The following is a 9,667-nucleotide window of genomic DNA, read 5'->3' on the forward strand; positions in this document are numbered from 1 at the left end:
ACATTTATTCCCATTTGCCTGGTTGGCCGCTTATTATATGCCGCTACCGTCTAACGGAGCCCGAATATAGGGTATACAAGAATATATAGATAAGCTTGAGCAAGGGAGTGGGGAACGGACCATGGGAGACGGCCTGAAAGTGACGGAAGTAAAGTTTGAGCTCGTGTCCGGCTACAAGCCGCAGGGCGACCAGCCGGCCGCGATCAGGCGGCTCGTCGAGGGCGTGAAGAACGGAGAACGCCATCAGACGCTGCTCGGGGCGACGGGAACGGGGAAAACATACACGGTTGCGAACATGATCTATGAGCTGAACCGCCCGACGCTCGTCATCGCGCACAACAAGACGCTCGCCGCACAGCTGTGCAGCGAGTTTCAGGAGTTTTTTCCGAACAACGCGGTGTCGTATTTCGTCAGCTACTATGACTACTATCAGCCCGAAGCATACATTCCTTCTTCGGATACGTACATCGAGAAGGATTCCAGCATCAACGACGAGATCGACAAGCTGCGGCATTCCGCCACGAGCTCGCTGTTCGAACGCCGCGACGTTATCATCGTCGCAAGCGTCTCGTGCATATACGGCCTCGGTTCGCCGATGGAATACAAAAATCTCGTGCTGTCGCTGCGGGTCGGCATGGAGAAGCCGCGCAACGCGATTCTGCACAAGCTGGTGGACATCCAGTATCAGCGCAACGACATCAACTTCGTGCGGGGCACGTTCCGCGTGCGCGGCGACGTGATCGAGATTTTCCCGGTGGCGAACAACGAGCGCGCCGTCCGCGTCGAGCTGTTCGGCGACGAGATCGAGCGCATAACGGAAATCGATACGCTGACCGGCGAAATCGCAGGCGAACGCGACCATGCCGCGATTTTCCCAGCGTCCCACTTCGTTACGCACGAGGATACGATGCGTCTGGCGCTGGTGAATATCGAGCGCGAGCTCGAGGAACGGCTCGCCGAGCTGCGCGGGCAGGGCAAGCTGCTGGAAGCCCAGCGGCTCGAACAGCGGACGCGGTACGATATCGAGATGATGCAGGAAATGGGCTTCTGCTCCGGCATCGAGAACTATTCCGGGCCGCTTACGTTCCGCGAGCGGGGAGCGACGCCTTACACGCTGCTCGACTACTTCCCGGACGACATGCTGATCGTCATCGACGAGTCGCACGTCACGCTGCCGCAGATCCGGGCAATGTACAACGGCGACCGGGCGCGCAAAGAAGTGCTCGTCGAGCACGGCTTCCGTTTACCGTCAGCGATGGACAACCGTCCGCTCCGGTTCGAGGAATTCGAGGCGAAAGCCGGCCAGCTCGTCTATGTATCGGCAACCCCGGGACCTTATGAGATCGAGCACACGCCGGAGATGGTCGAGCAGATCATCCGTCCGACGGGCCTGCTCGATCCGGTCATCGAGGTGCGGAAGACGAAGGGGCAGATCGACGACCTGCTCGGCGAAATCCGCGACCGGATCGCCAAGGATGAGCGGGTGCTCGTTACGACGCTCACGAAGAAGATGGCGGAGGATCTGACCGATTATCTCAAAGAGGTCGGCATCAAGGTGCGCTATCTGCATTCCGATATTAAGACGCTTGAACGGATGGCGATCCTTCGCGACCTGCGGGTCGGCACGTTCCACGTGCTGGTCGGCATCAACCTGCTCCGGGAAGGGCTTGATCTGCCGGAGGTATCGCTCGTGGCCATTCTCGATGCGGACAAGGAGGGCTTCCTGCGGTCCGAGCGGTCGCTGATCCAGACGATCGGCCGGGCGGCGCGGAACAGCGAGGGACGCGTCATCATGTACGGGGACAAGATAACGGACTCGATGGATAAGGCGATCCGCGAGACGGAGCGCCGCCGTGAAATCCAGATCGCCTACAACGAGAAGCACGGGATTACACCCCAGACGATCCGCAAAAAGGTGCACGATGTCATCGAGGCGACGAAGGTGGCCGAGCAGAAAGCGGATTACCTGGCGAACGAATACGGCAAGCTGTCGAAGAAGGAGAAGCAGTCGCTGATCCAGCGGCTTGAGGCCGAAATGAAGGAAGCGGCGAAAAGCCTTCAATTCGAGCGGGCGGCCGAGCTGCGCGACGCGCTGCTCGAGCTCAAGGCGGAAGCCGGGGCGTAAGCGCGGGATCGGCGATGCAAGGCAGGCAATGCGACAATCAGGGAGGGACACTGTTTTGGCTAGTGAGAGTATCGTCATCAAAGGGGCTCGCGCCCACAACTTGAAAAATATCGACGTCACGATCCCGCGCGACAAGTTCGTCGTCTTGACCGGGCTGAGCGGCTCAGGCAAATCTTCCCTGGCGTTCGATACGATATACGCGGAGGGACAGCGCCGTTACGTCGAGTCGCTGTCCGCGTACGCGCGGCAATTTCTCGGCCAGATGGAGAAGCCCGACGTCGATTCGATCGACGGATTGTCGCCGGCCATCTCCATCGACCAGAAGACGACGAGCCGCAACCCGCGCTCGACCGTCGGCACAGTCACCGAGATTTACGATTACCTGCGGCTGCTGTTCGCCCGGGTCGGGAAGCCGCATTGTCCCGAGCACGGAATCGAGATCACGTCGCAGACGGTCGAGCAGATGGTCGACCGGATCATGGAATATCCGGAGAGGACGCGGCTGCAGATTCTCTCGCCGGTCGTTTCGGGACGGAAGGGCGAGCATGCGAAGGTGTTCGCCGACCTGCAGAAGCAGGGCTTCGTGCGGGTCCGCGTGAACGGCGAAATCCGCGAGCTGGGCGAGCAGATAGAGCTCGAGAAGAACAAGAAGCACAGCATCGAGGTCGTCGTCGACCGGATCGTCGTCAAGAGCGACGTCGAGTCGCGGCTGGCGGATTCGCTCGAGATGGCGCTCAAGCTGTCCGACGGACAGGTTATCGTCGACGTCATGGACAAGGAGGAGCTGCTGTTCAGCTCCAACCTGGCCTGCCCGGTATGCGGCTTCAGCATCGACGAGCTTGCGCCGCGCATGTTCTCGTTCAACAGCCCTTACGGCGCCTGCCCCGAGTGCGACGGTCTGGGCGCGAAGATGATCGTCGATCCGGACCTGCTCGTTCCCGATCCTCGCCGCACGATTGATCAGGGCGCGTTCGAGGCTTGGGCGGGCAGCACGTCGAACTATTATCCGCAGTTTCTGGAGTCGGTTTGCAAGCATTACAAGATCCCGACGAACGTCCCGGTTTCCGAGCTGACGGCCGAACAGATGAAGAAACTGCTGCACGGAACCGGCGGGGAACGGGTGAAATTCCGCTATCAGAACGATTTCGGCCATTCCAAGGAAGCGTATGTGCCGTTCGAGGGCATCGTGCACAACCTGGAGCGGCGTTACCGCGACACGGCCTCCGACGGCATTCGTGAATATATCGAAGCTTATATGAGCGCCAAGCCTTGCGGCACCTGCAAGGGCCATCGCTTGAAGAAAGAAAGCCTGGCCGTTACGGTCGGCAAACAGAACATGGCGTATGTAACGTCGCTGTCGATCGGCGAGGCGCAGCAGTTTTTTGAAGGGCTGGAGCTGAACGAGAAGGACCGGACGATCGCCCATTTGATTTTGAAGGAAATCAACGGCCGTCTGGGCTTCCTCGTCAATGTCGGCCTGCAGTACCTGACGCTCAGCCGGGCGGCGGGCACGCTGTCCGGCGGGGAAGCGCAGCGGATCCGGCTGGCCACGCAGATCGGCTCGAGCCTGATGGGCGTGCTGTATATTCTGGACGAGCCGAGCATCGGCCTGCATCAGCGCGACAACGACCGGCTGATCAGCACGCTCGTTCATATGCGCGACCTCGGCAATACGCTGATCGTCGTCGAGCATGACGAGGACACGATGCTGGCCGCCGATTATATTATCGATATCGGGCCGGGCGCCGGCATGCACGGCGGCAAGGTCGTCGCTGCCGGCACGCCGGAGGAGGTCATGAAAGACGACAACTCGCTGACCGGTCAATATTTGAGCGGCCGCAGGTTCATTCCGGTGCCGCTTGCCCGCCGGGAGACGGACGACCGCTGGCTGGAAATTCGCGGGGCAAAGGAGAATAACCTGAGAGGGATCAACGTCAAGATCCCGCTCGGCGTATTTACCGCGGTGACCGGCGTATCCGGCTCGGGCAAGTCGACGCTGGTGAATGAGATCCTGTATAAGACGCTCGCCCGGGATTTGAACGGAGCCAAGATCAGGCCGGGCCAATATAAGGAAATGAACGGGCTGGAGCATCTGGAGAAGGTCATCGACATCGACCAATCGCCGATCGGCCGCACGCCGCGCTCCAACCCGGCGACGTATACCGGCGTTTTCGACGATATCCGCGACGTATTCGCCAACACGAACGAGGCGAAGGTGCGCGGCTACAAGAAAGGCCGGTTCAGCTTCAATGTGAAGGGCGGCCGCTGCGAGGCATGCCGGGGCGACGGCATCATCAAGATCGAGATGCACTTCCTGCCGGACGTTTACGTGCCTTGCGAGATTTGCAAAGGCAAGCGCTATAACCGGGAAACGCTGGAGGTCAAATACAAAGGCCGCAGCATTGCCGATGTGCTGGAGATGACGATCGAGGACGCGACCGATTTCTTCCGCAACATTCCGAAAATACACCGGAAGCTGCAGACGCTGCTCGACGTCGGTTTGGGTTACATGAACATGGGCCAGCCGGCGACGACGCTGTCCGGAGGCGAGGCGCAGCGGGTCAAGCTGGCGGCCGAGCTGTACCGCCGCAGCACCGGCAAGACGCTGTATATTCTGGACGAGCCGACGACCGGCCTGCACGTGGATGATATCGACCGGCTGCTGCACGTGCTTCATCGTCTGGTCGATTCGGGCGAGTCGGTGCTCGTGATCGAGCATAATCTGGACGTCATCAAGACGGCCGATTACCTGGTCGACCTCGGACCGGAGGGCGGCAGCGGCGGAGGATCGATCGTTGCCGCCGGCACGCCGGAAGCCGTGTGCAAGGTGAAAGGCTCGTACACGGGCCAGTATTTGAAGCCGGTTTTGGAACGCGACCGCCGGCGCACGGAAGAGCGTCGCAAGGTCGAGGACGGGGTCGCGGCAGCCGTGGCGGAGCGCTGAGGCCCTCACGGCATGTCCTGCGGGAAATGAACGACATACGCAATAGCATCGTTGGGGGCGCGGAACCCGGTTGATCGGGTGGACATGAGCAAGGCGGATTTGTCAAAAGATCCGAACGGGATTTGTTGAAGATAAGCCGGCAATCGAAAGGGGGCCTCCACGATTGCCGGCTATTTTTTATGAAGCCGCCGTGTTTTTTCGTGACTTGACCGTTCGCCGCTTGCGGTCGTACAAATACATGGGAAAAATACGAGGAGGGGGAGAATGATTTCAAGAAAAAAATTAGAAAACAATCAGGTTTGGCTCTACACGCTAACACAGATCATTGCCGCTGGAATCGGTTTCTTATGGCCGGCATTCAGTGCGAGTTTAGATGATGCCGTTTCTTTTGTGCTCGCCGTCTTGATGTACAGTATGTTTACTCAAATCCCGTTCTCCCGGCTAAAAGAGGCATTGGCGAATCGGCGGTTTATTTACGCGCTGCTTATCATGAATTACGTCAATGGTACCCGTCCTGGTCTGGGGATTGACACGCTTTCTTTCAGCAGACCCCGCTTTGCTGCTCGGTGTGTATCTTGTATTGCTTGCGCCGTGTATTGATTACGTCATTGTATTTACACACCTTGGCCGCGGGGACGAGAAGCTCGTCCTGATGGCAACACCGTTGCTATTTGCAACACAAATGCTGTTATTACCCCTTTACATATGGATTTTCATGGGTGCGGAAGCGGCAGAAATTGTGAGTGTCGAACTGTTTCTTGAAGCGTTTTTAATTCTTATTGTTCTGCCTTTAGTACTGGCTCTTCTTACACAATGGTTTGCAAGGAGGCAGCCGCGCTGCGAAGGTTTGCTGGATGCCGCGGCATGGCTTTGCGTCCCTTTTATGGCGCTGACTCTGTTGGTTGTCGTGACGTCGCAAATTGGCAAAATTTATTCCTCTTTTGCTTTCATTCTCCAGGTAATTCCTGTCTATGCAGCGTATATGGCGGTTACACCGATTCTGGCGCTTATGGTCTCCCGTGTATTCCGTTTGGATGCCGGTGCCGGACGGGCGCTTATCTTTAGTGCGGGAACCCGCAATTCTCTTGTTGTTCTTCCGGTTGCCTTGGCGCTGCCCGAACCTTTGAAGGGGCTGGTGGCCGCCGTGATCGTCACGCAAACCATTGTAGAGCTTGCAGGAGAACTCATTTATATTCGGCTTGTCCCAAATGTCCTTTTGCGAGAAACGCTGGAGCAGTGAAAATCCCGGCTTTTTTGTTCTCATAAAAGGAGAAAAACCATTTTCTTTGATTTTAATATTTAAATATTATAATATAAATATGGGGGGGTGTTCTTACATGGCTAACGAACAAACAACTTTACAGCTAGCGGAATTGCACAACGAATTGATTGCCAAGTTTTTTCACGGACTTTCAAATCCCGCACGTTTCAAAATTGCCCTTTCACTCTTGCAATCAGAAAAAAATGTAAGTGAACTGATGAACGAACTGGGGATGAAACAGTCGCAAATTTCCAATCAACTCGCTTGTTTGAAATGGTGCGGCTATGTTTCTACTCGACAGGACGGTAAATTTGTTTACTACCGTATTACAGACGAAAGAGTGCGCACCATCATTCAACTGGCTCGTGAGGTTGTCGCCGACAATGCGGAGCAAATCAATTGTTGTACAAGAATTTAAGGTTTAACGCATGGGTAAGACAATCAACTTAAATCAAACTGGGGGAGAGGAATGTTCGTGAAGGAGAAATTCAAAGGCTGGGGTTGGGGCGTTCTGGCTTTCCTCACTTGCCCTTGTCATCTGCTGCTGCTCATACCTTTATTGGCGGGTACAGCATTGGGGAGCTACTTGGCTGCCTACAAAACGCCGGCTTTCATTATTCTGGGCGTATTGTTTGCCCTGTCCCTTTACCGGATCCTAAGCAAAATGTTTGCGGACAAAGCAGAAAGCCAATCGATGGATTGTTGTCAGCCTGCACGGAAGGAAATGAAATCATGAAAGCCGTATCTGCGCTGAAATAAAGGTTCATGCACGCACAAAATACATTCATGGAGTGAGGCGAGTTCATCATGAGTGAAAAAAACATTGAAGTTCGCATCCCGGTTCAAGGCATGACTTGCACAGGCTGTGAAGACCACGATACCGGGTATAAGCCGGGCGATGCGGAAATGATTTTTGCTGAAGTCGACCGGGAAATCCGCCAGGAAGGCGACTACGATCTACTTATTATCGGTTCGGGCGGGGCGGCTTTTTCCGCGGCGATCGAAGCCGTCCAGCAAGGAGCCCGGGTAGCCATGGTCGAGCGCGGCACGATCGGCGGAACCTGTGTCAATATCGGGTGTGTTCCTTCCAAAACACTGCTCCGCGCCGGGGAAATCAATCACCTTGCCCGCCGCAATCCTTTTGCCGGCATTGAAACTTCAGCGGGGCGGGCCGATATGGCTGCACTCGTAAGGAACAAGAATGAACTCGTTGCCATGCTTCGCCGGCAAAAGTATGTAAATTTGATCGACGATTACGGTTTTGAGCTGATTCAAGGCGAAGCAAGATTCGTTGATGATCAAACCGTAGAGGTGAATGGGCGGAAGATCACAGCGAAAAGCTTCCTGATTGCGACCGGTGCCGCACCGCAGACGCCGGACATCGCAGGACTGCAAGATACGGATTATTTGACGAGCACCACCGCCCTTGAACTGCAGGAAGTTCCCAAGCGCCTCGCTGTTATCGGTTCGGGTTACATAGCGATGGAGTTGGGACAGCTCTTTCACAATCTCGGAGCGGAAGTGACGTTGATGCAACGAAGTACACGTGTTTTGAAAACCTATGATCCGGAAATTTCCGAAGCGGTAACCGAAGCCTTAACGGAGCAGGGGGTTCATTTAATTACCGGTGCCGCGTTTGAGAAAGTGGAAGCGGACGGGGACATCAAACGGGTTCACATTATGGTGAACGGCGAGAAACAGGTAATTGAAGCCGAGCAGCTGCTTGTTGCAACAGGCCGTAAACCAAATACCGCTGCGCTTCAACTTGATGCCGCCGGCGTTAAGACCGGAGCGCGGGGAGAGGTTATCGTTGATGAATATTTGCGGACAAGCAATCCGCGCATTTATGCGGCAGGCGATGTGACATTGGGTCCGCAATTCGTATATGTGGCGGCCTATGAAGGCGGCGTTGCCGCGAGAAACGCACTCGGCGCGCCGGAACAAAAAATCGATCTTCGCGTCGTTCCCGGCGTCACCTTTACGAATCCTGCGATTGCGACGGTGGGCCTCACCGAGCAACAGGCGAAGGCGGAAGGCTATGAAGTGAAGACGTCCGTTGTGCCGTTGGATGCGGTTCCCAGGGCGATTGTCAACCGTGAAACAACAGGCGTGTTCAAGCTGGTGGCTGACGCTGAAACACGAAAAGTGCTCGGCGCTCATATTGTGGCCGAAAATGCGGGGGATGTCATTTATGCGGCAACATTAGCGGTGAAATTCGGTTTAACGGTTCAAGATTTACGCGAAAGTCTTGCACCGTATCTGACCATGGCGGAAGGCCTCAAATTAGCCGCCCTTACGTTCGATAAAGATGTATCCAAATTATCGTGCTGCGCAGGGTAATCGATTAAGCCAAAACAACCGTCAGGATGATGGATGCCTGACGGTTGTTATTTTTACATTCCCTGGTATCGACCGGGAGATTGGATTACTCCCACTTTTTCAAGTACGGGAACGGATTTGTTAAGGAGCCGTTTTTAAAGAGGCCGAAATGCAAATGGGGGGCTTTCATGCCTTGGGTTCCCACCGGACCGTAGCCTGTTTTCCCTACGTAGCCGATCAATTGCCCCTTTTTAACGGTTGCGCCGTTAGACAATCCTTTTGCATAACGATCCATGTGTGCGTAATACAGCGTATAGTTGCCGGATTTGATCGTTATGCGCCAGCCGCCGTACTGGTTCCAGCCGTAACGAATGATCTTTCCGTCAGTCGCGCTATAAATGGGAGTGCCTTTCGGAGCCGAGATGTCGATGCCTTGATGCGGACGGTTCTGGCGTCCTTGGGGAGTCCAAGTGCGTTTTTCACCGAAGTTGTTCCGGAATTTGTAGCCTTTTCCTACTGGAAACACGCCGTTGTTAAGAGCATCGGTGCGCTGGACCGCCGCCGTTTGATTCGTTTTTGCCGAAACATCCTTGGCAAAGGCTTGTCCGCTTAAGGGAAGAGAGGAACCTATAATGGATAATCCCAATGCCACCGCAATAATCGATTTTTTTGTATTCATTTTCACTTGTAGCTCTCCTTTTCTTAGCCTGCGAGGTTAGTTGTCGGATTCGGATTGAGGATACAACCCTACGCGTGATTCGCGATACACCCCACCAAGAACGTCAGGCAGACGAACTTGGAAAATCGTCCCCCGCACTTCCTGCATTGAAGAAGTCTAGGCTTGATTTTTAAGCTGAAACGATGACGAAGTGGATAGTTGCATGAAGTAATGAGCATTTAAATCGTATAAATCGTCCTCCCTTCAACACATATTATTGTAATTTATCTTATTTTATTTTTAAACGTAACTATTCAGTAAACCCGCTTAAATAAGCTGAAGCTGTTTTCGGAATTGCTT

Annotated in this window: 6 protein-coding genes, 1 pseudogene and 1 riboswitch; of the genes and pseudogenes, 6 read left to right on the forward strand and 1 reads right to left on the reverse strand. The window is 55.0% G+C overall.

Annotated features, from left to right (window positions below):
• Positions 1-139: 139 nt before the first annotated feature.
• The 6 genes and pseudogenes from uvrB (at position 140) to merA (ending at position 8,670) form a co-directional block, all read left to right on the forward strand.
• Positions 140-2,125: an excinuclease ABC subunit UvrB gene (gene uvrB, locus RWM61_RS12050; RefSeq protein ID WP_399538496.1), complete on the forward strand. Its 1,986-nt coding sequence runs from the start codon at positions 140-142 to the stop codon at positions 2,123-2,125.
• A 55-nt stretch (positions 2,126-2,180) separates the two neighbouring features.
• Positions 2,181-5,069, forward strand: a complete 2,889-nt coding sequence (gene uvrA, locus RWM61_RS12055; protein ID WP_314001022.1) for an excinuclease ABC subunit UvrA — start codon at positions 2,181-2,183, stop codon at positions 5,067-5,069.
• Between the two features lie 264 nt (positions 5,070-5,333).
• Positions 5,334-6,309: pseudogene (locus RWM61_RS12060) on the forward strand (arsenic resistance protein).
• Positions 6,310-6,406: 97 nt separating this feature from the next.
• Positions 6,407-6,748 carry a metalloregulator ArsR/SmtB family transcription factor gene (locus tag RWM61_RS12065; RefSeq protein WP_314001024.1) on the forward strand — a complete coding sequence of 114 codons (342 nt, stop codon included), beginning with the start codon at positions 6,407-6,409 and terminating at the stop codon, positions 6,746-6,748.
• A 57-nt stretch (positions 6,749-6,805) separates the two neighbouring features.
• Positions 6,806-7,066, forward strand: a complete 261-nt coding sequence (locus tag RWM61_RS12070; RefSeq protein ID WP_314001026.1) for a hypothetical protein — start codon at positions 6,806-6,808, stop codon at positions 7,064-7,066.
• A 71-nt stretch (positions 7,067-7,137) separates the two neighbouring features.
• Positions 7,138-8,670: a mercury(II) reductase gene (merA, locus tag RWM61_RS12075; RefSeq protein WP_314001028.1), complete on the forward strand. Its 1,533-nt coding sequence runs from the start codon at positions 7,138-7,140 to the stop codon at positions 8,668-8,670.
• Positions 8,671-8,755: 85 nt separating this feature from the next.
• On the opposite strand, the gene RWM61_RS12080 is transcribed toward merA, so the two are convergent.
• The gene (locus tag RWM61_RS12080) at positions 8,756-9,328 is read right to left on the reverse strand and encodes a M23 family metallopeptidase (RefSeq protein WP_314001031.1); all 573 of its coding nucleotides are present in this window, start codon (positions 9,326-9,328) and stop codon (positions 8,756-8,758) included.
• Between the two features lie 10 nt (positions 9,329-9,338).
• Positions 9,339-9,501, reverse strand: a riboswitch (cyclic di-AMP (ydaO/yuaA leader).
• Between the last annotated feature and the right edge of the window lie 166 nt (positions 9,502-9,667).

The organism is uncultured Paenibacillus sp. (assembly GCF_963515335.1).
Classification (GTDB): domain Bacteria; phylum Bacillota; class Bacilli; order Paenibacillales; family Paenibacillaceae; genus Paenibacillus_I.